Below are 24,911 nucleotides of genomic sequence, written 5' to 3' on the forward strand. Positions count from 1 at the left end.
GGAGCGGGATCAGCAGCCGCAGCTCTTCCTGTCCAACTCAACCAGCTTTTTCTTCTCTCCACGCTGTTTGAGGCGATCTTTAGCCGCAGCCTGATTCTTCGTCGGCTTATCGTCAATTTTCACTTCGAAGAAGCGTTTGACGTTGTCCTCAGTCATGCCCTTGGTCTTGTCCTTCAGTAGCGTGAAGTCCGGCCTCCAGCCCGGGACCTCGTTTTTTCTCAGCGTGTTGATCGCCCCCATCTGACTGCTCGGCGCCTTGACGCCAGCGACTCCTCCCAAGAGTCGACTCTTGGACAGGCAGGGTATCAGCGCCTCTGCGACGTCTTCGGCCATGCCCCAGGTCGCCTCCGTCAGGAGGTTCTCATAGCCGGCCTTAGGCTCGTGGCGGGGCGGGCCGTTGCTGAAACGTTTCGCGATCTCGTCCTGATGGTGCTTGCCCTCGGGAAGCTTCTCACCGTCATCCGACTTCTTGGCAGCCTTGCAAACCTCTTCGCAGATCTCGTTGGCCAGCTTCACCTCTTCATCGTCGAGGTTGTGAGCGGCCACGACCGACTGGATGACCCCCGCCAGGTTCGCCGCGTTCTCGTGGTTATGGAACATCTTGTCCATGAACCGCGCAGCGTTCTTCTTGTTCATCTTCGTGTCGAAGGAGTACAGGATCCAGGTCGCCTCCTTCATGAAGGTGCTGGACTTGACCCCGCCGAGCGTGCCCGGGTTGTCACCGTTGGACATCGCGAACTTCGAGCCCTTGATGGCGGCCATCGTCTTGTCGCCCTTGACCGTCGTCGTCCCGTCGGACAGCGTCACGGACTGGGCGATGTTTGGGTAAGGGATCGGCACGGGGCCGCCCGGGCTCGGCGTCTTGCAGACGTCGGGGATGGTCGCGACGCTGATGCCGTTGCTGAACTTGTGCACCAGCGAGTTGACGGTGCCATTGACCTTGATGGTGACCGGCATGGCTCAGTCTCCCCGCCCAAGCGCTGCAGCAGCCGCTGCTGACGCCAGGCCGGCGCATCGACCGGGAACAGCGGCGTGCCCGGCCGCAGCAGGCACAGGTGCAGCGCCGCGAGCGCCCTCGCCCGCTGACGGCCGCCGTGCAGCACGCGCAGGCAGTGCACCTCGCTCAGCGGCTGGCCGATGAAGAGCCGGCCGTCAGGCGACAAGGCCGGCAGCCGCGACTGGTGCGCCAGCCACCAGGCCCGCACCTGCTCGACATGGGGCCATGGCAGCGCGACGTCCACCGGCACCTCGACGTCGTCGTCCTCGGGATCCTCGTTGGGGCCTTCCTCGAAGTCCTCCGGCGGCGGCGCCTCCAGGCCGTCGGTGTTGACGTCCGCGCCCGTGATCAGGCAGAAGGCCTCCAGCGCGATGCGCGCGGCCTCCGGCCGGGTGGTCATCTGGTCGATCAGCCACGGCACGTAGCGCAGCTGGCCGGACAGCCCCGCGCCGATGATGCGCAGCCGCGCCGCACCGGCCATCGTCTCCGCCTCGACCAGCAGCCGATGGCCTTCCTGCACCGGCAACGCCAGCACCGCCAGCCGGAATGCGTCCATCTGTCGCGTGCCCGGCCGCAGCGCCGCACCGGTCAGCGCGGCCAGCGCCTTGCCCCGATCGCCCAGCAGCACGCCGGACCACAGCGCCCAGTAGCGCGGCTCGCTCTTCTCATCGCCGATCAGGCCGAGCACAGGCTCGATCCCTTCGACACGTCCCAGCTCGCCCGCCAGCCGCAGCGCGCGTGCGCGCTCGCCGGCATTGGTCGATCGCATCGACACCGACCAGCGCTCGCCCGCATCCAGCCGGTGAGCGCCGTAGGCCTCCAGCGTCAGCCGCCGGCTCAGCGAATCGTCCGCCGGCATCAGCGCCTCGGCCTTCAAGGCCTCGTTGGCCGAGACCCAGCCCAGCGCCGCCGCCAGACCGGGCGCGGTCTCCGGCGCCTCCCGGGCCCGCCGCACCAGCGGCAGCCAGTCGTCCGGCCGGCCGTTGAGCGCCAGCACGCCGGCGACGAAGAAGTCCTCCGCACAGTCGTTGACCAGCGCGGCCTGGCACGGCGGCCAGGCCTCGTCGCCGGCCTCGACCAGTCCGTCGATCTGCGCGGCCAGCTGCTCGTCCAGATCGGCGAACTGCTGCGGCGAGTAGTGCGGCGCGTCCAGCGCGTCGCGGCGCTGCGTCCAGAGGAACGCGGCCTCGTCGCGGAAGGTCTCGATCTGGTCGGCGGTCACCGGTGCCGCGGAGCCGGCCTCGAATCGGGCGTTGTCCATCGTCATGCCCGCACCGCCACGTCGGCGCGGATCACCGCCGCGCCGCGCCCGCCGCCGTCGGAGCTGCCCCAGAGCAGCGTCAGCGGCCCCTTCGCATGGCCCTTGCGGCCGGCCGAGGCCGCCAGCAGCAGATGCAGCGGCAAGCCCGCCGCGCCCACGTCGCCCCAGCAGTCCGCCGGCGCGAGGAAGTCCGTCGGATCGCGCAGCCGGTCGCGCACGCGCAGGCCGCAGAAGCCGTATTCATCGGCGCGGTACGCCTCTCCGTTCATGTCGCAGACCACGTTGTCGATCACACCTTCCCCGGCCACTTCATCCAGCGCGCGGCGCAGCGCCTGCGTCAGGCCTTCGCCGATGCAGACCTCGCCGCTCTTGTTCAACTTCGATTCGCGGCCGAGTCCGACCGCGAGCACGTCCGCCCAGCCGCCCGACGTTGCCGCTCCGGCATTCGCGAGCAGCAGCGCGCCCGCCGCCTCGCCCGGGATGAAACCCCAGGCGTTGTTCAAGGGACCCGCGCCGTGCAGTTGCTCCTCGGCTTCGAGCCATTCCAGCGTCTCCGGCGCCAGGTACGAATCGACGCCCGCAACGACGACAGCATCGACCTGCCCGGCACGCAGCCAGGCGCGCGCCTGGTCGAGCGCTTCGAAGCCGCCCGCATGGCCGCTGGCGAAGAGTTGGAGAGGGCCGAGCCGTGCACCGAGGCGATCACGGCACAGGGCGCGCACCGCGTCGGTCGCTTCGTCGGGACCGCCTGGACGCGTCGGCGGCCAGGCGACGGCGACACCGATGCGGCCGTCATGCGTCGCGTTGGCCGCCCCCGCGGACGCGAGGATGCCCGCCAGCGCCTCCGTCAACGCCGGTGTCAGCAGCGCGACGAGACGTTCCGCACCGCGCAGGTCGGCGTCGACGCCCGCGACCTGCGCCACGCGCATCGGCTCGCCGGCGGTGTCGATCATGTAGGCGTGCTCGCGGAAGCCGCACAGCCCGGCGCGCACCGCGGCGGCGGTCGATCGCGCGTCGCCGCCCACCGGCGTGAAGGCGCCGATGGCCAGCACGCGCAGCGCCGGCGGGGCCGGTGAGGACGGTGGGGTCGTTGACATCTGGGCGGTCCGTTCCTGGCGCCTGTCAGGCCGCCTGCGCGCGATGGCCGACGGCCTCGACGCCGTCGGGCTCCGGCGCGCCGAGCACGCCGTCGCGCAGGTCCTGCTTCAGCCAGATCCGCGTGCGCTCCAGCTTGAGCACGCGCGGATGACACGGCAGCGCGCTGTGGAAGACCAGCGAGACCCGGCGCTCGTCAGGCACGAGGATCACGGTGTGCAGTCTGGGCGGCGGGTGGACCTCGCGATGGCCGTCATTGAAGAAGGTTTCCAGGCCGAGGAACACGCGCGGCAACGCGAAGCGCCATTGCCCGCCGCCCGGAGACAGGTTCAGCAGCGTGACCGGCTCGCCGCCGCGCAGGAACCCGGCGTACTGCTGGTCCGGTGGCGCGCACTGGTAGTGGCGGTCGTCGAAATCGTCGGGCAGCAGCGGCAGGCGCTCGCGCTGCCAGCGCTCGTCGTAGGTGCCGGCGAAGCGACGGCGCTCCGTCCAGTGGCTGCACAGCGCGCCCAGGCCGACCGGCACGGGCCGGTCCTTCCAGCTGCGGATCAGGTGGTCGGGGTCCTCGATGTTGGGCAGCGGCCGGCCGTCGACATGGTCGCCGTCGACCGCGTAGCCCTGCCCCAGCGGATTGCGCTCGTCCCAGGTCGCGGGATCGGCCTTCGGATCGACGCCGCCGAAGGCGCGCTCCCACACGACGGGCATCGCCGTGAACGGCGCCGGCCGGCCGATGCTGCGCCCCTGCCAGACACGATCGCCGAAGACCTTGAGCACCTTCGCGCGACCGCCCACGGCCACGCCGACGTCGAGCTCCGTGACCGGCGTGCCGCCCGGCGCATGCGCCTGACCGTCGACGATCACGTCGGTCGCGGTCTTGGTGCGGATCAGGTCCGCGTCCGCCGTCAGGCTGGTCGAGGCCGCGTCGCCGCGATGCGCCGGGCCGCGCAGCACCTCGGGCTGCTGGTCGGCCACGCGCGGCGTGCCGTCAGGCTGCAGCGTGAAGCTCGCCTTCACCGCCACCAGCCAGATCTCCGTGCCGTCGCGATCGCGCACCCAGCCGCGCTCGGCGGCGAACGGCGTGCGGTTCTGCAGTTGCCACATGGGGGATCCTGGCGGTGACGGGGACCGTCAGTTGATGTCGACGAACGCACCCTTGATGCGGTTCGCGCCGCTGGAGCGGCTCAGCACATAGGTGCCCTTGATCAGGATCTTGCCGGCGGCCGTCAGCACGATGCTGGCCTCGCCGCAGCGCAGCTCGACCTGCTTCGCGCCGTTGAGCACGACGCGTTCGCCGTCCACCGTCACGCTCTGCCCCCGTCGCGTGAGTGCCGGTCCCGGCATGGCCTCGACCGCCGCATCGGGTTCGGCGACATCCGAGGGGCCGTCTGCCGGGGCGCGCGGCTCGTCCGCGGGCGAGTACGCGCGTTCGTCGACGGACTCATGCGCGGGCAGGTCCGGGCGGGCGGCGTGACGTGGCGCCTCGGGTTCGGCGTACCGCATCGCGCGGCCCAGGATGACCGGCCGCGACGGATCGCCGCGCTCGAGCGAGACGATGACCTCGTCGCCCTCGTCCTCGACCTTGAGGCCGACGACGGACATCGCGACGACCGGCGGCAGGCCCTTGGCCATGCGGACCAGGAAGCGGCCCTGCGCGTCGAAGCCGCAGAACATGCCGACCAGCACGCCGGCGTCGACGAGCCGCACGCGGTCCATCAGGTGCTCGGCGGCGGCGACGGCCGCGCGGGTCGGATCGCCGCGGCGGCGGTTGGGAGGGGGGCGGCGCCCAGGGGGCCCGCGTTGCCTGCTTGCTCGGCCATCTCAGTTCTCTCCGATCTTGGCGCCCTTGACGGCCACGCCGCCGCTGCCCTTGATGCCGACCGTGCCGCTGGCCTTGATCGTGATCTTGGCGGCGGAGATCGTGATCCCGCTCGAGTCCATCACGATCTTGCTGCCGCCGGCCTTGAGCGTGATCGTCGGCGCCTCGATCGTGGCGCTGGCGCCGGCCTTGGTCTTGTAGGTGCTCTTGGCGGTCTGGCCGATGCTCGCGGCCGACAGCTTGTGCGGTCCGCCCACGCCGATCGACTGCAGCGCGCCGACGTTGACCCGCTGCAACCCGCCGATGGACACCATCTGGGCGCCGCCGACGTTGATCGCCTCGGCCGCGCCCACGGTGTGCATGCGGGCCGCGCCGACGGTGTGGGCCTCGGCCAGCGAGACAGTGGTGGTCTGCGCGCCGTTGACCGTGTGGCTGCGGATGCCGTTGACGGTGACCGTCTGGCCGGCGTTGATCGTCACCGTCTCGCCGGCGCCGACGGTCTCGGTGCGATGCGCGCCGATGGTGATGGTCTCGTTGGCGCCCACCGATTCGGTGCGGTTGGCGCCGACGCTGACCGTCTCGTTCGCGCCGATGGACTTGCTGCGGTTGGACCCGACGCTGATCGTCTGGTTCACGCCGACGGTCTGCGTCTGGTTGTTGCCGACGGTCTCCGAGTCGTCCACGTCCACCGTGTCGGTGCGGTTGTTGTGGATGGTGGAGGTCTGGTCGTGCTCGATCGTGGTGGCCATGTCGTACTGGCCGTGGATCGTGATCATCTCCTTGCCGGCGGTGTCGTCCATGGACATCTCGTTGTAGCCGGCGCCCTTGTGGGTCTTGGACTTCATGCCGCTGATGACGGCGGCGGCCGGCAGGCCGTACGGCGGCATCTGCTCGGCGTTGTAGACGCGGCCCGTGATGAGCGGCTGGTCGGGGTCGCCCTCGACGAAGTCGACCACGACCTCCTGCCCGATGCGCGGGATGGACACGCCGCCCCAGCCCTTGCCGGCCCAGGGCTGCGAGACGCGGATCCAGCACGAGCTGGTCTCGTTGCGCTGGCCGCGGCGGTCCCAGTGGAACTGCACCTTGATGCGGCCGTACTTGTCGGTGAAGATTTCCTCGCCCGACGGGCCCGTGACGATCGCGGTCTGCGGGCCCGGCGCCATCGGCTTGGGCGTGCGACGCTCGGGACGGAACTGCTGGTCGGCGGGGATGGCGTTGAAGCGGCAGCGCAGCTCGGATTCGCCGGAGGCCGACTCCGTCGAGGCCTGTCGCAGCTGCGTGACCGTGCCGGTGATGAGGTACTTGGCGTTCTGGTCGTCGCGCGGATGACGGCTCAGCGACAGCAGATGGCCGGTGCGCACGCCCTGCGCGTTGGTGTCGCCGTCGAAGCGGGCGAAGGCGGTCTGGATCTCGTCGAGGCGGTCCTCGACGTACTGCGCGCCGTCGCTGCCCTGCACGTAGCCGCCGGGGTAGTCGAAGACCTCGCCGTCGGACAGGTCGTAGTCGCGGGTGCGGTCCAGCGTCGTTTCCAGCGAGGTCGAGGGCCGCTCGAAGTCGTAGTCCGTGATGACGACCTTGCCGGGCTTGAGGCTCTCCTGCGTGACCCAGGTGTCGACGTACTCGAGCTCGGGCGGCGCGTTGTTCGTGCCGCCGTAGAACGGCAGGGTCTCGCAGTCCGGGGCGCAGTCGTGGGCCGAGGCGGCGTCGGTCAGCACCAGCGTGTGGCCGGACTCGTCGTGGGTGAAATACCAGTAGATGCCCTCGTTCTCGAGCAGCCGGGCGACGAAGTTGAAGTCGGTCTCGCGGTACTGGACGCAGTAGGTCCAGGGCCGGTAGGCGCGCATCAGCTTGAACTCGTGGCGCGCGACCGGGTGGTCGTCGAAAACCGCCTTGACGATGTCGGGGACGGTCATCTCCTGGAAGATGCGGCAGTCGGCGGTGCGCGTGAGCAGCCACAGCCAGGGGCGCATCGTCATCTGGTAGACGGTGTGCTTGCCCTCGAAGCCGGTCTGCGCGAAGCGGGTGACGTAGCCCGCGAGGTGGCGCGGGGCGTCGTCGCGCAGCGCCATCGTCAGCGTCGCGGACTTGCCCAGCAGCTCCGAGGCGCGGATGTCCTTGCGCTCGCTGAGCAGGGTCAGCGTGGTCTCGCCGAGGTCGCTCAACGCCTCGCGCGACGCGCAGGCGTGGACGCGGAGGACGTCGTCGTCGAGGGCGGTCTTGAGGCGGAAAGGAGCTGCCATGGGCGGACCGCGAGAGCGGACCTGAGCAATCGATCCTTCACGGTAGGCCTGTGCGCCAACCACCGAAAGCGACCAAAGTCACCCGCCGTGGCGCAGAGGCGGGCAGTCCGCGTCGTTGCAAATCCTCACCATGGCGCTGCCATGGCTCCGGTTTGCGCCTAGCGGCCCCTCCCGCCTCTGCGCCACGGCCGTCGCGTGTGCGAAACGGGGCCAGGAGGAGCCAGGAGGCGCCAGGAGGGGCCGGGAAGGCGGGCTGGGCGTGTCACCCGAGTGGGTGACGCAGGCATGCGGGCGCATGCCTGTGATCGTCACATCGGCAGCGGCAGGGAGACGGTGATCGTCAGCACGGCGCCGTCGTCGGCGTAGTCGGCGGTGACCTCGCGGCCCTCGACTTCCCACTGTTCCCACTCGAACACGCCCTCGTCCTCTTCGCCGTCGACCGCTTCGCCGTAGGCGGCGGTGGCGGCCTCGCGGGTGCCGACGGGCGTGGCGGCGAACAGGGCGTTGTCCTTGTACGGATCGACTTCCTCGCTGCCTTCGGGGTAGTAGAAGATCGAGCTCAGCACGTGGGTGCCGGGGCCCAGCGGCTCACCGTAGTCGACCGCGTGGGTCTCGCGCGGGGAGAAGGACAGCACGACGCCGGCCTCCTTCAGGTGCACGAAACCGGCGCGGATCTCCTTCTTGCGCTTCTGGGAGAGCTCGGTCGGCACGGGCGTGCCGGCGGGCGTGGTGTGCGCGAGCACGGCGGCGATGAGCGGAGCGTCGACTTCGGTCAGGCCGAGGAGGCTCGGGAGCTCGGGGAGCGTCGGGATGGAGGTGGTGGTCATGAGGCTGAACGATAACCCGTAATCGGGCCACCGGGCCGGTTCACCAGGCCGGACCGGCGATGAGGATGGAACTCAGGCAGTTCCAGTCCCGCTCGGCGAAGCCGAAGGCCAGTTTCCCCCACCGCTCCCGACGGGACCACGAGGTCTCCTCGTCGAGCGAACCGCCCCGCGGATGCCCGGTGATCTCCATGCCTTCATGGCGGCGGAGCACATCGGTCCGCAGCACGCACGGTCCGGCGATCCGCAACACCAGCCCCCAATGCGCTTCGGGGTCCCGTTTGCGCATGCGCAGGAAGGCCTCCTGGACGATCACGCCGTCGGCGAGCCGCACCGGACCGCCGAAGAAGGCGTCCGTCCACTCGTTGGCGATGTCGCGCTGTTCCATCGGGGACTGCAGCACGGCGGCCAGCCTGGGTGCGTCGATGGGCGCCTGCGCGACCAGCAAGGGAAGCATGGCCCAGAGGTCCAGGGGAAGGTCAGTCACGGTCGATCGGCCGGGCGGCGGCGAGGAAGTCGGTGAAGGAATCGGCGACGAAGCCGAGGTGGTCGTGGGACATCGGATGCGGGATGTGGAAGGTCGACAGGAAGTAGACCTTGCCGCGTCGCTCGCCTTCCAGCCCGAGCATGAACTGCGAGTTGCCCGGATCACCGCCGATCGGCAGCAGCCCGGGCGGATGGAGGTGCTCGTTCCAGAGCAGGTTGTCGTCGAGGTTGCAGCCGCTTCGGTAGGGCGAGTCGGTCCCCTTCTCTTCGAAAAGGCTGTAGGTGCTGTTCAGTTCGGCCTCGTCGCCGTAGGAACCCGCGGGCCGGCCGCCCCAGTCGACCGGCATGGCGATGGCGGCCCAGCCGCCGAACTGGTTCCGCATCATCGGCGGCGAGCCGCGGTGGTCGAGCAGGAAGGCGGCGTAGTCGGGCGGGAGCTCGAGCTGGTTGCGGGCCTCGAAGGCGCGGATGTCCTCGAGGGTGATCTCGGGATACTGGTCCTTCCAGGGGAACTCCATCCGCCATTGGAAGGAGGCCCAGCGGGCGGCGTGGGCCTCCGCCCTCGCCCGCTCGGCGAGTTCGTCGGCCATCTGGCGGGCGAGCGCCTTGGCGTTCCAGGCGAGCTCGCGCGCGGGCGCCTCGGCCCGGCGGCGTTCCAGCGCGGCTTGGAGATCGGCCTTGGCCTGGTCAAGTTCCTCGCGCGTGGCCGGCGGGTACGGGCCAGGGCCCTGCGACTGGCGCAGGGCGATGACGAACTCGGCCCAGTCGTCGTCGGTCAGCGGGGGGCTCCAGTACTCGTGCTCATGCGGGAGCCAAGCCATGTTCCCGGTCCGCATCGTCCGGCAAGGAAATGCCGACGTACGAGAGTTGGATCAAAGAAGCATCCGCATAGGAAAACACGACCACCAGCCCGTCGATGAAATAGGACATGCCGACACCGTCGCCGACGGGGACCTTGCCCTGCGTCCGTGGCGCACCCAGCAGCGCGCTCACCTCCTGACCGGAACGTCGCTGGTCCACCCCAAACGGCAGATCGCCAAGGTACGGCGCCTTCTTCGAGACGAGCTCGAAGTTGATCTTGCTGAACACGAATCCGCCGTCGCTCTTCCGTGGGATGCCGAGATCCTCCGGATCGTCTTCGAAGCCGAGCGACAGCCCCGGCACCGCACTCTTGATCGCATACGGGTAGCCATCGGTGTCCCTCGGTCGTCTCTTGACGCCGTTCGCTTTCAGAAAGGCATCGAACGGTGCATGGATGCTGGAATGACCCAGGAAGGAAATCAGGGTGGAGATGTTCATTTTTGAGATGAAGCCGGTGTAGCCGCGATCAGGCCAGGCCATGCAGGACGTGGTGATCGGCCCTGATTCCAATTCTCGCGAACTTCAGTGCCGCGCCTTCGGCGTCCGCGTACTTGAACTGAAGCACGATGTCGCCAATCAGATAGCTGGCAAAAGCACCGGGGAATTTGGGATTGAGGCTGTCTCGCAGCACGCGCGGCGCGCCGATGGCAGTCTGGACCTCGCCCAGCGATCGGGCAGCGCCGATGCCGAACGGCATCTCACCGACGAACTCTTCCTTCTTCGGATTGAAGTCGAAATAGATCTCGTGGAAGACGAACTGGCCCTCGCTTTTCCGGGCCATCCCCTGAGCTTCCGGAGAGTCCTCGAAGACCAAGGCAAGACCCGGCACCGATGAAGCCACCTTGTAGGGAAGACTGTCGGATAGCTTCGGGCGTTTCTTGATGCCTTGGGCGGCAAGAAAGTCGTTGAACGGTGGGTGAACCGTCGAATGACCCAAAAAGGTGGCCAGTTGATTGGTATCCATATCGGTCACAGCCCGTCGCGCTCTTCTGCGTGAGTTTCCATAGTCATCTGTTTCAAGGAGCTAAGCCTTGTTGTCGGTCGAACTTCGTCGGGACACACAAACGCACAAAACTCATGACCGATCCGGCCGCGTCGTCGAACATGAAGATGCAGACGAGGCCGTCGATGAAATACGTCTGCCCGAAACCGTCGTCGGTAGCGCCCTCGATCGTCGAACGCGGCTCGCCGAGGCGCTTGATGATGTCCGTCGAGGTCCTCGCGTCATTCACGCCGAACGGCAGATTCCCCTTGAACGGATTTTTCTTCGACTCGAGATCACAGTAGATCTCGGAGAAGATGAACTGGCCATCACTTTTCGTCGCGATCTCATACTTCCGTGGACTGTCCTCAAAAGTCAGCGTGATTCCCTCCGCTTTGACATCCACCTGATAGGGGTAGTCATCACTCGCCTTGGGACGCTTCTTGACGCCGTGGCGGGTCAAATAGTCATTGAAAGCGTCGTGAATCGACGAATGCCCGAGAAAGGCAACCAACTGGTCGATCTCAATTTTCACTTCATTCTCCTTCTCAGATCGACTCGTCGTTCGGGTGACCAGCGCGGGCTTCTTCCAGAAGCGGCAACAAGCTGGCCCGCCGGCATCAGCGGAAGTCGAATGCACTGAACAGTCGCGTCCACTTCTCGCCGTCGTATAGACACGCCCCGTATGGACCGGCGGTCAGCAGGTGCTTGCCGTCGGGACTGATATCGATGCGCCCCGTCACCATCGAGCTGGGAACGCCGTCTTCGATCGTACCCAACGGCACGAGTTCCTTGTCGCCGCTGATGACGTACAGACCTTCCTGAGCGCCGAAGAGCATGCGGCCCTTGAACCAGAAGGCGTCGACGGGCTGCGATCCCCAGCTAAGTTCGCTTGCTGCGACCTGGGCCCAGGTCTCTTCGCGACCCGCCCACACGTTGCCGTGCAGGTCGGTCACATACACCTTGCCGTCACCGGCGCAGCAAACGGTCTCCAGCTGTGCTTTGGTGGACAGCGGACATTGGTACCAGGTCTTGCCGTCGAAGCGCCACAGGTCGCCTTCACCGCCGGCAGCGTAGAAGTCGGTGTCGCTGAAGGCACTCAGGTCCTTGAACCCGAGCACCCTACCCCAGTCCGTAGGAGAGGTCGTGTAGTCCGCAGGCGTCGGGGCACCGCGCCCCTCGGTATGCAGGTCTACCCAGTTGTCGATGCCCTCGCGGCGATACAAGCGCCGATCGCTGCCGATCGCGTAGACCTTTTCGGCCACTCGTGCAACGCGGTTGATCACGACACTGTCGCCTACGTCAGTCTTGAGACTGATGAGGTCTTCAATTGGAGTTTCGAATTGCCTGGACCTGCCACTGGTACTGAATACATTGCTCGCGGTATCGACAACGACGTACTCGGCAGGACCCAAACCGCAGGCGATCGTGGCGAACTTGAATCGCACGGTTTGCGCGAACGGCACGCCGCCTGATGTGGAGATCGACCGGTCCGCGATGATGGTCACAATCCGAGTAGCCGGCAGAGGATCTCGACCCCCTTTTCCTCGACGAGAAGGAAGCAATAACCCTTCTCTCTATAAATGGCGCAGTCGTGGATCGTGTAACCCTTTAAATACCTGTCCCAAACATCCCTGTCAATCATCACGTCTCCACTCAATCGAAGTGGCAACTCAGCGGAAATCGAATGCACTGAACAGCCGCGTCCACCGCTCGCCGTCGTATAGACACGCTCCGTAAGGACCGGCAGTCAGCAGATAGTTCCCATCGGGACTGATGTCGATGCGCCCCGTCACCATCGAGCTGGGAACGCCGTCTTCGATCTCACTCAGCGGCACGAGTTCCTTGTCGCCGTCGATGACGTACAGACCTTCCTGAGCGCCGAAGAGCATGCGGCCCTTGAACCAGAAGGCGTCGACGGGCTGCGATCCCCAACCGAGTTCGCTGCTCGCGACCTGCGTCCACCTCTCTTCGCGACCCGCCCACACATTGCCGTGCAGGTCGGTCACATACACCTTGCCGTCACCGGCGCAGCACACCGTCTCCAGCTGCGCTATGGTGGGCAGCGGACATTGGTGCCAGGTCTTGCCGTCGAAGCGCCATAGGTCTCCCTTACCTCCGCAGGCATAGACGTCCGTGCCACTGAACGCACTCAGGTCCTTGAACCCGATCTCATGGCCCCAATCCGCATTCGGCTTGGCCGCATAGTCGGCTGGCATCGGTGCACCGATCCCTTCGCCGTGCAAATCCACCCAGTGGTTGACGCCGTCTCGTCGGTACAACCGCCGGTTGTTGCCTACTGCGTAGACGCGGCCTGCAGCTCGCACGACTTTTCGGATCGTCACCATGGTGTCGTGCGGCGTCTTGAGGCTGATGAGATCCTCAATAGGCGTTTCAAACTGATTCGACTTCGCGTTGGCGCTGTAGACCTTGCTTGTCAAGTCGACTGCCAGATACTCAGCAGGAGTGATCCCGCAAGCGATGGAAGAAAAAGCAAAGTTGTCGGTCTTCCCAAACGGTACATTTGCGGTCGTGATCGGGCGATCAGCTATCACCGTCACAAATCGCGTCGTTGGCAGCGTGCGGCGATCACTCTGTTCTTCAACGAGGACAAAGCAATATCCGTCGCGCCGAAAGATTGCACAGTCGTGGACAGTGAATCCGTCGAAGTACTTCTTCCAGACGTCCTTACTGAGCATCACTTGTTGACCCAATGGATGTGCGAACTCGGAAAACCGAGTGCGCAGAAAACCTCTTTTTCCGCTCGTCGTCGCCGAGCTGCGCCTCGTAGGTCGAATGCCAGCTGAAGCGGCCCGCACTCGAACTCAAAGGTAGGGCTCCACGATGGTTCGCCAGTTCTCACCGTCAAAGACATTGAGCCGTTCGACGCCAGCAACGGCAAGCAGACCGTCGCGGGCATCCATATGGCCATTGAGCCAAAGCTGCCTACCCTCATGCGTGACCGGCGCCAAGCTCTTTCCATCCCAGTGCCGGAACTGGAAGTCCGACGACAGCCAAAGCTTTCCCTCGAACCACAGCGCGTCGTTCCACAAAACGCTTGAGTTTCCCTCGTAGATGCGCTTCCAGCTGGACTTCTGCCCCACCCACAAGCTGCCACCTTCGCCACTGATGTAAACCTGCCCATCTCCCGCGCAGGTCACCGTACCCAGTTGCACATTGCTGGGGAATTGCATGTGGCTCCAGCGCTCACCGTCGAAATGCCAGACGTCGCCATGGCCGCCCACGGCATACATATCGCCTTCACTGAAGGCATCCATATCCTCAAAGCCGTGACTGGTCACAGCTTCAATTGCCGGAAAACCTTCATTGAACGGCAACCAGCTTCCGATATAAGCTCGCTTGTAGATGGAACGCCCCTGCCCCACCGAATACGCGCACCCGAACAAGGTCTTGACCCGGTGGGTCATCGGGTACTTTCCGGGAGCAATGAATTCGTCGGAGAAGTCGCGTCCTCCGCCAAGCAGGACCACCTGACCATCGGCGTTTCTCGCGACCATCATTGCCTGCGCGACTGGGACCGAGCAGACGCCGAGCTTTGGCAACTTGAGGCCAGCGTAGGTCCGGTCCCCAAAAACGTTCTCATCTCGATTGATGAACAGGTTCATCAACCTGGACGGAATGTCACTGTCGGCAGTCCAGCTCACGTCCTCCGGGTCGACCTTGCGGCGCAGACACAAACTGATCACATCCCGACTACGCACGGCACAGTCTGTGATATTCCAGCCTTGTATTCGATCGAGCCAGATTTCCTGCGAGACGTGCATCATTCACCACCCTTCATGATTTCGCTCTGACAAGCGGCGGAACGCGGAGGCACGTCGGCGTGACTCCCGGATTTCCCGGTCAGGAACTTTTTCATTTCGCCTCGGCAAGCAGCATCTTGTCCATGCACCCTTTGGTGAAGATGCTGTGCCACTCACCGTTCTCGCGGAAGCAGGCGCCGCCGAGACCGGCCATCAGCATCACGCCGTCGTTCACGTAGAGATTGCCGCTGCAAACCGCGATCTCGGGTTCAAGCAGGTGATTCTGAAACTCCACCTTTCCATCCTTGATCGCCCAGAGCCCGTTCTCGCTGACGGCCCAGGCCCGATCTTCGAACCACACCATGTCCCGCCATCCGAGGTAGATGCCCCCCTCCTGAATCTGGGTCCACGTGTCGTCTCGCCCCATGAAAGTGCGGCCTTCATAGCCGGAGATGTAGACCATGCCATCACCGCCGCAGCACACGGTGTTCAACCAGGCGTTCGTGGACAAGTGAATCTGGCGCCAGGTCTTGCCGTTGAAGTGCCAGACGTCGCCCTTGCCCCCGGCGGCGTAGACGTCATCCTCGGCAAACATGTCGAAGTCGGCGAAGCCGTCGCGCAGGTACAGCGGGTCGTCCTCCGGAACCTCGGGGATGGCATCGGTGTAGCTCTCATATTTGTCGACGCCCAGACGCTTCCCGAAGCTCCGGTAAGCCCCGCAGAGGAACGCGTGCCCCTCGAAGGTCTTGATCCTGTCGACCAGACCGAATGGCGGGAGGTTCGGGTTGTCACGATTCAGCGGCACTTCAAAGCCTGCCTCGCCGGATCCGACGACGTAGACCTGCTGCCCATGCTGCTCGAAGAGCAGCAGCTGACTCTTGGGCGCCGACATGGCACCGAGTCTCAACGGCCCCCACTCCTCGAATTCTCTCGCTCCATAGCGCGCGCCCTCGGGCTTGTCGCGAAAGAACGTGATGAGTCGTTTGGGTCTGAGCGATCGGTCCCAGCCATTTCGCTGCTCTTCATCGACCTCCTCGTCCGTGAAGATCGCATCGAGCGCGAATGCGAAGATGTTCCTGTCTCGCACGGCGCAGTCCACGATGCAAAAGCCGTCGAAACTCCCGCTGTATTCGTCGCCTGTGATCCATGTCATTGATCCACCATCTCGATCACAAGGGCCTTGATGCGCTGACGAAGGGCAGGAGCGCCCTCTTCAACAGCAAGAGTCAAGAACCGGTCGCCCAGGAAGTGGAGGAGAACTCCGTCCACAACGAAGGAAGATCGAGCAATTCGTCTTCATGCGGATCCCGAATCTGTGTCCCCTCGATCGCGACAGGTTGTAGTTGGACACGTTCAGCCGGCGGCGCATCGGGCGTAATGTCGATTACCACCGCAGCCTGTACGCAGACGCCTTGGCGCCACCGTAGAAGCAGCGGCAGGTCCGGCGGTACGAAGCCATTCAGGAACTCGGCGTGATCTTCCAGATCCAGCCACATGGGTAGCACGTGACGGGGCATGCCTACAGCCAACTCATCGAACGCGGGTCGCAAGCGTTGGCACTTGCCGCACCACGACTCCGCGCCGAGGACCACAAGCAACTCCGCGCCCGGCTCGCGGAGGCGTTGAGCGATTTGCTGAGCATCCAGCCATGGGTCCAATCGCTCCTGGCCGCTCACTGCGGGATCCCCATACGGGCCAACTGCGCGGCTTGCACCGCAGGACTGGCGCGCAGATTCAGCGCGTAGGCGGGAAGCACCTGTTCCAGCGCATGCCCCGCAACGAAGCGCAGCGCCTGGGAATGATTGGCGGAGGGATCCAGCAGCGCGCGCAAGACATGGGCCTGCACAGGCTGTCCCATCAGGCAGCGCTGGTCGATGGACAACGCGACGCGGCTGGCCGGGTGCGCGACAACCGCTGCGGGGTCCGGCAGAGGCAAACCATGGTCCGAATCTTGCTGTGCTGCGCTGAGCGGCGCATCCAGGTCGAGTGGCGCGTCAGGCAAGGTCAAGCCGGCTTCCTGAGGGTCGACGCCGGTCAGGCTGCGCCAGACCCAAAGTGCCCAACGAGCGGTGTCGGGCCGCTGCAAGGCCTGCAGCACGAAGCCAAGCTGCCGCGGATCGCCGTGATGCAAGACGAAGCTGAGGGCCAGGCGCGGCGGCAACTGGTTCAACAGTTGCGGCACACCCGGATGCCCAAGCGGAGCGAGCCAGGCGAGATGACGCAGCCAACGTGTCAGACGCCGCTGCGCCTGCATCCTGTGCCAACCCGTGGCGGCACCCAGCAACTGCAATTGTTCTGAAACGCAGCACCACAGCACACTGGCGGCCTGGGCCGAGTCGTCGGCACTTCGTGCGCTCGACGGGACCAGCCTCGCCCAGGCAAGCACACTCTCGGCGCGGACGGCAAGGTCGACATCCGTGCGCAGCGCGAGCAGGACGCTCGTCGCCTCGACCGGCGCTGCACGGCACGCCGCCGCACGGACGAAGGCGCTCTCATGTCCGGCCTGTTGCTTCCAATCGGATACCACTAGTCCGCGCAACGCCATGGCACGTAACGATGCCACCCGTCGCACCACATCGTCCCGGAACGAAAGGGTCAGCCACGGTTCGACGTGAGTCGGATCGGCCCACGCCAACGCGGAGATGGCGCCGCGCAACAGCGAGTCGGGCGCGCGCGTCACGGTCGCGAAAACCCTTTGCACCGCGCGAGTCTGCTCTGCTCCAGGCGCCACGGCGAGCGCTGCGTGCAACGCGGCAAAAGCCTCACCGGGCTTTCGCCACCGTTGCAGCGACTCCAGAGAGACATCCCGGCCTTGAGCGCCGGCCAGACCAAGCCCCTCCAGGTGCAAGGTCAGCAACTCGGCGAAATGACGGGCTCGCCGCGCGGGCAGTTCGGTCGCGCCGGCACTGCCGGCCAGTTGTTGCCAATAGAACGCGGCGTCTTCCGAATGGCGACGCACCAAGGGCAGCACGACGGGACGGTCTTGCGTCTCCTTGAGAGGCGCCCTGGCCCAACGCTTGGATGGACATTCAACCCCTCCAGATCTCGGCAGCACTCACAGCAACCGATGCCATTGCCTGCCGTCGTGAATGGCGGCGCCGTTGAGACCCGCCACCATCAGGATGCCGTCGGCGGTCGACAGGTTGCCGGAACATGCCGTGGCAAGCGCCGGCGCGTCCGCGTCGACCAGCTTGCCGTCCTTGCCCACGGTCCATAGACCGTACTCCGACGTGCACCACAGCTGATCCTGGTACCAGACGATGTCCTTGAACGGCACGGTCATGCGATCTTCATGAATGACCTGCCATTCGTCCCCACGCCCGCGCATCAGGCCGCCGGACTGCAGTCCGACGTACACATTGCCATCGCCCGCGCAGCGAGGCTCTCCATGGTCATGTTGGTCGGCACCTGGCACTGGCGCCAGGTCTTGCCGTCAAAATGCCAGAGATCACCTTCACCGCCTGCAGCATAGATATCGTCGGCGCCAAATCCGGCGATCGCCTCAAAGCCGAATCGGCTGGCCTTCTTGGGGTTTGGGGGATCCGGCAGGTTATGACGGATCGACACCCACTCCCGTGCGTCGCTCAGGTAGCAAACATGTCGCCAACCCGCGCAGACATAGAGCTTCCCGCCAATGGTCGCGACATTCGTCGGCCCGGTACTGATGGGGCCTTGCGGAGATTTAGGAATATCGGGCCACATCTCGCCCCCGCCCTCGCCATGAACGGCCACACCATCGATACTGCCAAGCATGACCGAGGTCTTTCCGAGATTCGGCGCCACGCCGAGCATCGGGAAGGCGAACCCGTTGAACTTCTTGCCTCCCAGCTTCGCGTCAGCGCCGAAACTGACCGTGCCGAGCGCACGGTTGCCGTTGTCTTCCGGGCCGTTGTCGAAGAGGATAAAGCTGACCGTATCTCTGTCGACAACCGCACAATCGTAGAACCAACGGTTCTCGAAGATTCTCTGGCGGAAGGACTCCGAAATTTCGTAGTGGCTAGTCAAAAGTCATCTCCAGAAGTGTTCCCAGCTCCAACCTTATTGTCCTTGATGCCCGATTCCTTCTTCGGCTTGCAGTTGATCTTCTTGTAATAGTTTTCCAACTGCGCCTTCAGGCATTCCTCGCTGCATTTCGACTCGGGGAATGTCTTGCGGACAGACTCGACCCCAGCATCGATGGCATCCGCTTTCGTCATGGTCTGGCCGAAGGCTGTCCCGCGGTGGTTCGTGTCCAGCACGCGGAGCAGCGAACGGTGGGCCTTGCCATGGGATCCCAGGCTGTTGGTAGCGCCCTCGACACACATCGTGGGCGCCCTGGCATGCTCCTTTGAGCCGTAGTTGGAGCAATGGTCGAACATTGCTTCCGGCAACAGGTGGTGGCCGGTCTGTCCCGGGCAACAGCCCTTGCCCGCCATCGCAGGCCCACTACCGGTCTGGTTATATGGGACCAGCATGCAGCGCCGCGCCGTGAGGCAGTCATTGGTGCGAGCGGCAAGCTCCATCATGTCTGAGGCGATCGCATCCTTCTTGAGCAGGCCTGTCTTCGGATCGCGATAGTGATCCAGCGCCTTGTTCACGTCCGTGACCTGCTTCTTGGCCGATTCCAGCGCCCGCTGCGCGTTCTCGACTTCCTTCTTCATCTGCGGGAACTCTTCGACGGCCCGCTTCACATCATTGATCGCATCCGCCGTCATGGCGACGTTCACCGCGACACCGACCACCGGCCCGCCTAGGAACGAGAACACACGGATGAAGCCCTGCTTGAGCGCCAACTTCGCGAGCTTCTTCTTGACCGCATCCTCTAGCGCCTGCACCACTTTCTGCTCGACCGCCTCCAAGGCCTTCATGCCAAGGCTCTCGGCCATCTGGGCGGGCAGCGCCTCAAGATCCTTGACCATGTCGTCAGCCGCACCCGGCTTGAGCATCAGGAAATCGCAATGACTGCCGATCCAGCCCGCGTTAGGCTTGCTGCTGCCTGCATTGGGTTTGCGCTGGAGCTTGCCGAGCAGTCCGCCCCGCTTGGCGTGCCGCTTGGTCTTGTTCTCCTCGGACTCAGGCTTGCACTTCTCCTCGATCTCTTCGCGCTCGCCCTTGAGCCCGTTCTTGCCTTCGCAACTTTTCTTCGACTTCGAATCGAGATAGGGGAAGTTGGGCGTGTTGCCCACCGACGAACCGCCACCCGACCTGCGTGCTGATCCTCCCATGGTGCTCGCTCAGCGGTGATTGTGGGTCATGGGATCGTCATGCCGGCAGACATTGAGTCCTTCGACCTTGACGTTGCCCGACCAGTCGGTGAAGAAGGCCTTGCCCTTGATGACCGTGGTCTTCTGTCCCTTCTGGAACGCGGGCGTCGCCGGCTCGTTGCCGATGCTGTTGGCGAGATGGCTGACGTTCTTCAACGCCAGCGGCTTGCCGCAGATGAACACGGTGGCACTACCATCCTGGAGCTGACTCGCGAACACGGTGTTGGGATACGGCAGAAGGACCGGGCCAGCGCCAGGTGGCGGAGGACTCCAACAAGGATCGGGAAATGCGCACTTGGACGTGCCGTCCGCCGTCTTGGAACAGATTTCGTTGCCGTTGGCAAAAACGTTGGTACTCATGGCTTGGCAGGTCAGCGGAGCTCGAGGACGGCCGCGGCGCGCGCGCCATCGTCGTCGGCCAGATGCAGGATCCCGCAGGCGCCCGGCCCGAGCGGGTGGCGCATGAGGCGTGAAAGGTGGGCCAGCATCAGCGGGCCGAGGGCAGCGCCGACTTCGCCGACGCCATCCGCGATGGTCAGCAGTTCCAATGCGTCTCCACCGACCGGCGCAATGCGGCCAAAGGCATGACTGGCTTCTTTGGCATAGAACGCTTCGCCGTTCTGGTCCGCGCATCGGAACTCGAGGTCCGCATAGCCCAGCGCGGCACTGCTCAGGGCGGCCCGCAACGCTTGTGCGAGCCCCTGCGCGCGGCTCGGAACGCTGCCATCGACTCGGCCGGCCTCGATGCCCCGACCATGTCCGACGATGTGGACGGAAGGCCGGGCATCGGACGGCGCCGTCTCCCGCTGCAGCAGGACCGCGGCAGCCGCCTCGCCGGGGATGAATCCATCGGCATTCTTGGGCGTCAGCAGTCGATCCTCGTTCAGGTAGCGGCCGATCGTTGGCGCGTCCAGCAAGCTGTCCACGCCCACCACCAAGACCCCGTCGATGTCGCTACGCTGCAGCAGCAGATGGGCACGCTCCAACGCCACGGACAACGAGGCTCGCCCTTGAGCCAGGATGCGTGATTCGGCATGGAAGCGCAGCTCCAAGGCATCGCAGGCATCCTGATAGATCGCGCCCCAATCGATGGCCGCGTGCCTGACCTCGAGCCTTCCGGGCGCCAACCAGAGCACAGCCAGCCGATCCGGGGTGACCTCCGAGACATTGCTCAAACAATCTCGCAGCGCCGCCTGGAGCCACAGACCCAGACGTTTGCCACCCCAGCGTCGGGTCTCGGGCAGTTGAGCCACGAGCAGAGGCTCGCCTCGCGGGGTCTTGAAATGACTGCTCTGGAAATGATCCAACCTCGCCTGCAATGCGACGCTCGCCGTGTCGAGGGTGTAGCCCAACGAGCAGCAAATGCCCGCGGAGGCAATCCGCAAGGGCGTGAAAGGCAGCGTCTGAGGAGGCGCCTCCATGGTGCGAGGTCCGTTCATGCGAAGGCCCCGCGATCCAGCATCGTGACAGGCGGACCATCGCCGCAGCCCTCGCAACCGCCTTCCTGTTCGAGACCCAGCCGCCGAGCGCGCCACCACGCACCATCGACCTGCCCCAACGCGACCGTATCGATTTCCTGCAGCCGCCTGCGCAAGGGCACGCTGGCCCGCCAGACGGCGCTGAAACGACCTGCTTCGGTCTCGAAGAAGATCGTGTCCACGGGCGCATCCATCTCCTCGACGCTGTAGTCCGTGCGCAGGACCATGACTCGAAGCGCCTTCAGATTCGGCAAGGTGAAGCTGACACGCGGACGACCCGCGATCAGGTTCTCCAGCATCACCGGCATCGCCTCGGTGGGGTAAGGCATCTGCTGGTCAGGCGGCGCCACCTGATGGAAGCGCTCATCGAAATCTTCCGGAAGGAACGGAGCCACGCTCTCTTCCCAGGCCACGTCGTAGGTGCCTGCATAGTGAATGCGTGGCGGGCAATTGCTGGGGACGGCGGAGAACGCCCAGGGCACATGCGGACCATCAGGACGCGCCAATGCGTCATGAGGCGCCTCGAGCTGGCTGGCGGACAGGCCCGCAGCCTGGTTCCTCGTGTTCGGCCCGACGAAACCCTTACCGATCGGATTCGGAAGGAAGACGTCGGCCATCGATTCCTTGCCCGGACCGTGGGGCTGCCGAAGGCTGCCGCCAAAGGCATTGCCGTAGTGCAGCGCGACCGATCTGAAAGGTGCGGCATTACCAAGCTTCGCCTCCGCGCCCTGCCCTTCCCAGTGCCTTGGACCGAACACACGCACCTGCTTCTGCAGGTCGCCGATCTGCCAGCCGGCGTTGATCTGCTGGACGGTCGACGCATCCGGCGCATGCGCACAGGCGTCGAAGATCACATCGCACTTGGGCTTGAAACGCGCGAAGTCGCTGCCGTATCGCATCGCGCTTTCGCCGGGCTCGCCATGGTAGTCGTCGACCATGGCCAGCGGCTGCGGCGGCAACGGCCGCGGTCGCTGCCCCGGCTCCGGGATACTCCAGGTCGCCTTCGCCACCACCACGAGATGTTCGCGTCCAGTCACATCGAGCGCCACCGCGACTTCGGCGGCGTGATGCTTGGAGCCAATGTGCAACTGCATCGTCGACGTCAGTTCACATGCACCGACCCGCCCACGATGCGCTGCGTCGCGCTCGCATGGCTGGTGATGTAGGTCCCGCGCAGCTGGATGCGACCGTCGGCCGTCAGCACGATGCACGCCTCGCCGCAGCGCAGCTCGAGTTCCTCTGCGGCTTCGATGACCTCGCGATGGCCATCCACCGTGATGGCGAGTCCTTCGGACTCCTCGTCGTACGCCAGAGGGGCTGGCTGAGATTCCTTCACGGCCTCGCCGTTCCACAGCAGCCCCAGCACGATCGCGGAGCCCCCAGCGAGTACGCTCAGCGCGACACCCTGGCCCTCATGTTCCGCGGACAGCGGCACCAGGCTGTGGGCCACGCCCACAAGTCCGAGCCCGGGAACCATCGCCGAGCCCGTTGCCTGCTGCGAAGGCACAGTCTGCAAGGTACCGATGATCACCTGACCCGGGGCCGGCATCGTGGCCGCCTGGGAGCCCTGGTTCAGCAATACCTGGAAAGGCGATCCCTCTTGGGTGGCAGTGTCGACGCCATGCGCCGGCATGTCGATTCGCTCCACGTCAGTTCTCCAGGATCTGTTTGCCCTTGACCGTCACCTCGCCGTCGGCCTTGAAGGTCTGCTCGCCGGTGGTGCCGACGCTGAGCGTGTGGCCGTTGAGGATGATCGTCCCGTCCGACTTCATCGTCAGGCTCGCCTTGCCGACCGTCAGATGGAGCTCGTCCTTTGCGGTGACCGAATACACCGCGCCGCTGTTGATGGTGTAGTCCTTGCCCACCATCGTGTTCTTGTACAGCCCGACCTGCTCGGTCTGGAACGCACCGACCGTCGTGTTCATCATGGCGCCGACCGAGGTCTGGTATCCCAGGCCGATCGTCAGCGCCTTGGCAAGACCGATCGTCTCGGCCTTCGCCATCGAGATGGTCTCGGTCTTGTTCCCGCCGATCGTCACCGACCGGTTCGACCCGATGCTGATCGTCTCGTTGATGCCGACGTCTTCCGTGCGGTTCATCCCGATCGAGATCGTCTCATCGAGGTCCACGCGCTCCTTGCGGTTCTGGTGGATCGTGATCGTCTCGTCCAGGTCCACCGTCTCCGTGCGGTTGCCCTTCACGAACACCGTCTCATGCCGGTCGATCGTCTTCGTCCGGTCCCGTCCGACCCAGTGCGTCTCGTCGTTCTCGACCTCGATGTCCTGGTTCTTCTCCGCGTGGATCCACAGCTGCTCGTCGCCGTGCTTGTCCTCGAACCGGATCGCGTTGGCGTTGCCGTAGCTCCCGCCCTTGGTCGAGCGCGTCAGGAAGCCGCTCTGCGTCGCGTTGGCCGGCAGGTCCCATGGCGGCAGGTTCTCGCCGTTGTAGGTCCGCCCCATGATGATCGGCGCGTCCGGGTCCCCTTCGATGAACCCGATGATCACTTCCTGCCCGATGCGCGGGATGTGGATGCCGCCGAAGTTCGAGCCCGCCCACGGATGCGCCACGCTCACCCAGCACGAGCTGCGCTCGTCGCTCTTGCCGCGACGGTCCCAGTGGAATTGCACCTTCACCCGGCCGTACTTGTCGGTGTGAATCTCCTCGCCCGCCGGACCGCTGACGATCGCCGTCTGCGGCCCCGCCACCAGCGGCTTCGGGGTGCGGCGCGGCGGCCGGTACTGCTGCGCCGCCGGGATGCAGTTGAAGCTGCAGCGCAGCCCCGTCTCGCCCGAACCCGCCTCGTTGGCGGCCTGGCTCAGGCTCAGCTGCGTGCTCGTGACCAGGTACTGCGCGTTCTCGCTCTCGCGCGGATGGCGCGTCAGCGACAGCAGATGGCCCGTGCTCACGCCCTGCGCGTTGGTCGCGCCGTCGTAGGTCTGGAACTGCGTCTGCAGCTCGTCGAGCCGGTCCTCCACGTACTGCGACCCGTCACCCGTCTGGATGTAGCCGCCCGGGTAGTCGAAGATCTCGCCGTCGGACAGGTCGTAGTTGCGCGCCACGCTCTGGTTGGTCTCCAGCGACGTCGACGGACGCTGGAAGTCGTAGTCGGTGATGACGACCTTGCCCGGTTTCACGCACTCGGCGCTGCCCCAGGCCTGGACGTACTCCAGCGCCGGCGTGGCCTGCGCGCCCGAGCCGTAGAACGGCAGCGACTCGCAGCCCGGCCTGGCGTCGTGCCCGCTGGCCGAGTCGCACAGCACCACCTTGTGGCCGCCCTCGTCGTGCTCGACGTACCAGTAGATGCCCTCGTGCTCCAGCAACCGCGCGACGAAGTTGAAGTCGGTCTCGCGGTATTGCACGCAGTAGTTCCAGGTCCGGTACGGACGCAGCAGCTTGAACTCGTAGCGCGCGACCGGGTGGTCCTCGAAGACCTGCTTGACGATGTCGGGGACCGACAGCTCCTGGAAGATCCGGCAGTCCGACGTGCGCGTCAGCAGCCACAGCCACGGCTTGAGCTGCATCTCGTACACGCAGTGCTTGCCCTCGAAGCCGCGTTGCGCGAAGCGCGTCACGTAGCCGCTGAGGTAACGCGGTGCGTCGTCTCGCAGCGCGATCGTCAGCGTCGCGGGCTTGCCCAGCAGATCCGAGGCCTGGATGTCCTTGCGTTCGCTCAACAGCGTCAGCGTGGTGTCTCCAGCGTCGCTCAGACCCTCGCGCGACACACAGGTGTGCACGCGCAGAGTGTCTTCGGGCAGGGAGGTCTTGAGGCGGAAAGGTGAGGCCATGGCACCAAGGGTCAGGTCGACACCCCGCAGGCTAGGGATCACCCGCAATCACCACAACGGTCGAAAGTCACTCCCTACC

At 65.4% G+C, this 24,911-nt stretch carries 26 protein-coding genes; all 26 read right to left on the bottom strand.

Annotated elements, in window-relative coordinates:
* Positions 1-9: 9 nt before the first annotated feature.
* The gene (locus tag ACQ86G_RS22710; RefSeq protein ID WP_431261470.1) at positions 10-915 is read right to left on the bottom strand and encodes a DUF4150 domain-containing protein; all 906 of its coding nucleotides are present in this window, start codon (positions 913-915) and stop codon (positions 10-12) included.
* Positions 804-2,264: a TIGR02270 family protein gene (locus tag ACQ86G_RS22715; protein ID WP_431257434.1), complete on the bottom strand. Its 1,461-nt coding sequence runs from the start codon at positions 2,262-2,264 to the stop codon at positions 804-806. Before ACQ86G_RS22715 ends, ACQ86G_RS22710 begins: the two co-directional genes overlap by 112 nt.
* Positions 2,261-3,355 (bottom strand): beta-ketoacyl synthase N-terminal-like domain-containing protein, encoded by a 1,095-nt coding sequence (locus tag ACQ86G_RS22720; RefSeq protein ID WP_431257435.1) that lies wholly within the window; start codon positions 3,353-3,355, stop codon positions 2,261-2,263. Before ACQ86G_RS22720 ends, ACQ86G_RS22715 begins: the two co-directional genes overlap by 4 nt.
* A 25-nt stretch (positions 3,356-3,380) precedes the next feature.
* Complete coding sequence (locus ACQ86G_RS22725; protein WP_431257436.1) at positions 3,381-4,454, bottom strand: DUF2169 family type VI secretion system accessory protein; 1,074 nt, start codon at positions 4,452-4,454, stop codon at positions 3,381-3,383.
* A 27-nt stretch (positions 4,455-4,481) separates the two neighbouring features.
* Positions 4,482-5,066: a DUF6484 domain-containing protein gene (locus tag ACQ86G_RS22730; RefSeq protein WP_431257437.1), complete on the bottom strand. Its 585-nt coding sequence runs from the start codon at positions 5,064-5,066 to the stop codon at positions 4,482-4,484.
* Between the two features lie 105 nt (positions 5,067-5,171).
* On the bottom strand, positions 5,172-7,409 hold the full coding sequence (locus tag ACQ86G_RS22735) for a type VI secretion system Vgr family protein (protein WP_431257438.1): 2,238 nt from the start codon (positions 7,407-7,409) through the stop codon (positions 5,172-5,174).
* A 308-nt stretch (positions 7,410-7,717) separates the two neighbouring features.
* Positions 7,718-8,236 (bottom strand): hypothetical protein, encoded by a 519-nt coding sequence (locus tag ACQ86G_RS22740; protein WP_431257439.1) that lies wholly within the window; start codon positions 8,234-8,236, stop codon positions 7,718-7,720.
* Positions 8,237-8,276: 40 nt separating this feature from the next.
* Positions 8,277-8,720, bottom strand: a complete 444-nt coding sequence (locus ACQ86G_RS22745) for a hypothetical protein (RefSeq protein ID WP_431261549.1) — start codon at positions 8,718-8,720, stop codon at positions 8,277-8,279.
* Positions 8,713-9,540 (bottom strand): SMI1/KNR4 family protein, encoded by an 828-nt coding sequence (locus tag ACQ86G_RS22750; protein ID WP_431257440.1) that lies wholly within the window; start codon positions 9,538-9,540, stop codon positions 8,713-8,715. Before ACQ86G_RS22750 ends, ACQ86G_RS22745 begins: the two co-directional genes overlap by 8 nt.
* Positions 9,521-10,060 carry a hypothetical protein gene (locus ACQ86G_RS22755; RefSeq protein ID WP_431257441.1) on the bottom strand — a complete coding sequence of 180 codons (540 nt, stop codon included), beginning with the start codon at positions 10,058-10,060 and terminating at the stop codon, positions 9,521-9,523. Before ACQ86G_RS22755 ends, ACQ86G_RS22750 begins: the two co-directional genes overlap by 20 nt.
* Positions 10,047-10,544 (bottom strand): hypothetical protein, encoded by a 498-nt coding sequence (locus ACQ86G_RS22760; protein WP_431257442.1) that lies wholly within the window; start codon positions 10,542-10,544, stop codon positions 10,047-10,049. The genes ACQ86G_RS22755 and ACQ86G_RS22760 overlap by 14 nt, the downstream gene beginning before the upstream one ends.
* Positions 10,545-10,596: 52 nt before the next feature.
* The gene (locus tag ACQ86G_RS22765) at positions 10,597-11,097 is read right to left on the bottom strand and encodes a hypothetical protein (RefSeq protein WP_431257443.1); all 501 of its coding nucleotides are present in this window, start codon (positions 11,095-11,097) and stop codon (positions 10,597-10,599) included.
* An 85-nt stretch (positions 11,098-11,182) separates the two neighbouring features.
* Complete coding sequence (locus tag ACQ86G_RS22770; RefSeq protein ID WP_431257444.1) at positions 11,183-12,070, bottom strand: hypothetical protein; 888 nt, start codon at positions 12,068-12,070, stop codon at positions 11,183-11,185.
* A gap of 165 nt (positions 12,071-12,235) precedes the next feature.
* Positions 12,236-13,261 carry a hypothetical protein gene (locus tag ACQ86G_RS22775; RefSeq protein WP_431257445.1) on the bottom strand — a complete coding sequence of 342 codons (1,026 nt, stop codon included), beginning with the start codon at positions 13,259-13,261 and terminating at the stop codon, positions 12,236-12,238.
* A gap of 126 nt (positions 13,262-13,387) precedes the next feature.
* Positions 13,388-14,350: a hypothetical protein gene (locus tag ACQ86G_RS22780; RefSeq protein WP_431257446.1), complete on the bottom strand. Its 963-nt coding sequence runs from the start codon at positions 14,348-14,350 to the stop codon at positions 13,388-13,390.
* A gap of 88 nt (positions 14,351-14,438) precedes the next feature.
* The gene (locus ACQ86G_RS22785; RefSeq protein WP_431257447.1) at positions 14,439-15,479 is read right to left on the bottom strand and encodes a WD40/YVTN/BNR-like repeat-containing protein; all 1,041 of its coding nucleotides are present in this window, start codon (positions 15,477-15,479) and stop codon (positions 14,439-14,441) included.
* 73 nt (positions 15,480-15,552) lie between these two features.
* Complete coding sequence (locus ACQ86G_RS22790) at positions 15,553-16,002, bottom strand: thioredoxin (protein WP_431257448.1); 450 nt, start codon at positions 16,000-16,002, stop codon at positions 15,553-15,555.
* Entirely contained in the window at positions 15,999-17,297 is a 1,299-nt protein-coding gene (locus ACQ86G_RS22795; protein WP_431257449.1) for a HEAT repeat domain-containing protein, read from the bottom strand. The genes ACQ86G_RS22790 and ACQ86G_RS22795 overlap by 4 nt, the downstream gene beginning before the upstream one ends.
* Before the next feature lie 84 nt (positions 17,298-17,381).
* Positions 17,382-17,609, bottom strand: a complete 228-nt coding sequence (locus ACQ86G_RS22800) for a hypothetical protein (protein WP_431257450.1) — start codon at positions 17,607-17,609, stop codon at positions 17,382-17,384.
* A gap of 44 nt (positions 17,610-17,653) precedes the next feature.
* Positions 17,654-18,331, bottom strand: coding sequence for a hypothetical protein (locus ACQ86G_RS22805; RefSeq protein WP_431257451.1), 678 nt, complete (start codon positions 18,329-18,331; stop codon positions 17,654-17,656).
* On the bottom strand, positions 18,328-19,491 hold the full coding sequence (locus tag ACQ86G_RS22810; RefSeq protein WP_431257452.1) for an HNH/endonuclease VII fold toxin-2 domain-containing protein: 1,164 nt from the start codon (positions 19,489-19,491) through the stop codon (positions 18,328-18,330). Before ACQ86G_RS22810 ends, ACQ86G_RS22805 begins: the two co-directional genes overlap by 4 nt.
* A 48-nt stretch (positions 19,492-19,539) precedes the next feature.
* Complete coding sequence (locus tag ACQ86G_RS22815) at positions 19,540-19,929, bottom strand: PAAR-like domain-containing protein (RefSeq protein ID WP_431257453.1); 390 nt, start codon at positions 19,927-19,929, stop codon at positions 19,540-19,542.
* An 11-nt stretch (positions 19,930-19,940) separates the two neighbouring features.
* Positions 19,941-20,990 (bottom strand): beta-ketoacyl synthase N-terminal-like domain-containing protein, encoded by a 1,050-nt coding sequence (locus ACQ86G_RS22820; protein ID WP_431257454.1) that lies wholly within the window; start codon positions 20,988-20,990, stop codon positions 19,941-19,943.
* Positions 20,991-21,004: 14 nt separating this feature from the next.
* On the bottom strand, positions 21,005-22,141 hold the full coding sequence (locus ACQ86G_RS22825; RefSeq protein WP_431257455.1) for a DUF2169 family type VI secretion system accessory protein: 1,137 nt from the start codon (positions 22,139-22,141) through the stop codon (positions 21,005-21,007).
* 8 nt (positions 22,142-22,149) lie between these two features.
* On the bottom strand, positions 22,150-22,695 hold the full coding sequence (locus tag ACQ86G_RS22830; RefSeq protein WP_431257456.1) for a DUF6484 domain-containing protein: 546 nt from the start codon (positions 22,693-22,695) through the stop codon (positions 22,150-22,152).
* 1 nt (position 22,696) lies between these two features.
* The gene (locus ACQ86G_RS22835) at positions 22,697-24,832 is read right to left on the bottom strand and encodes a type VI secretion system Vgr family protein (protein WP_431257457.1); all 2,136 of its coding nucleotides are present in this window, start codon (positions 24,830-24,832) and stop codon (positions 22,697-22,699) included.
* Positions 24,833-24,911: the final 79 nt, after the last annotated feature.

This window comes from Roseateles chitinivorans (genome assembly GCF_050632145.1).
In the GTDB taxonomy this organism is placed as follows: Bacteria; Pseudomonadota; Gammaproteobacteria; order Burkholderiales; family Burkholderiaceae_C; genus Roseateles; species Roseateles chitinivorans_B.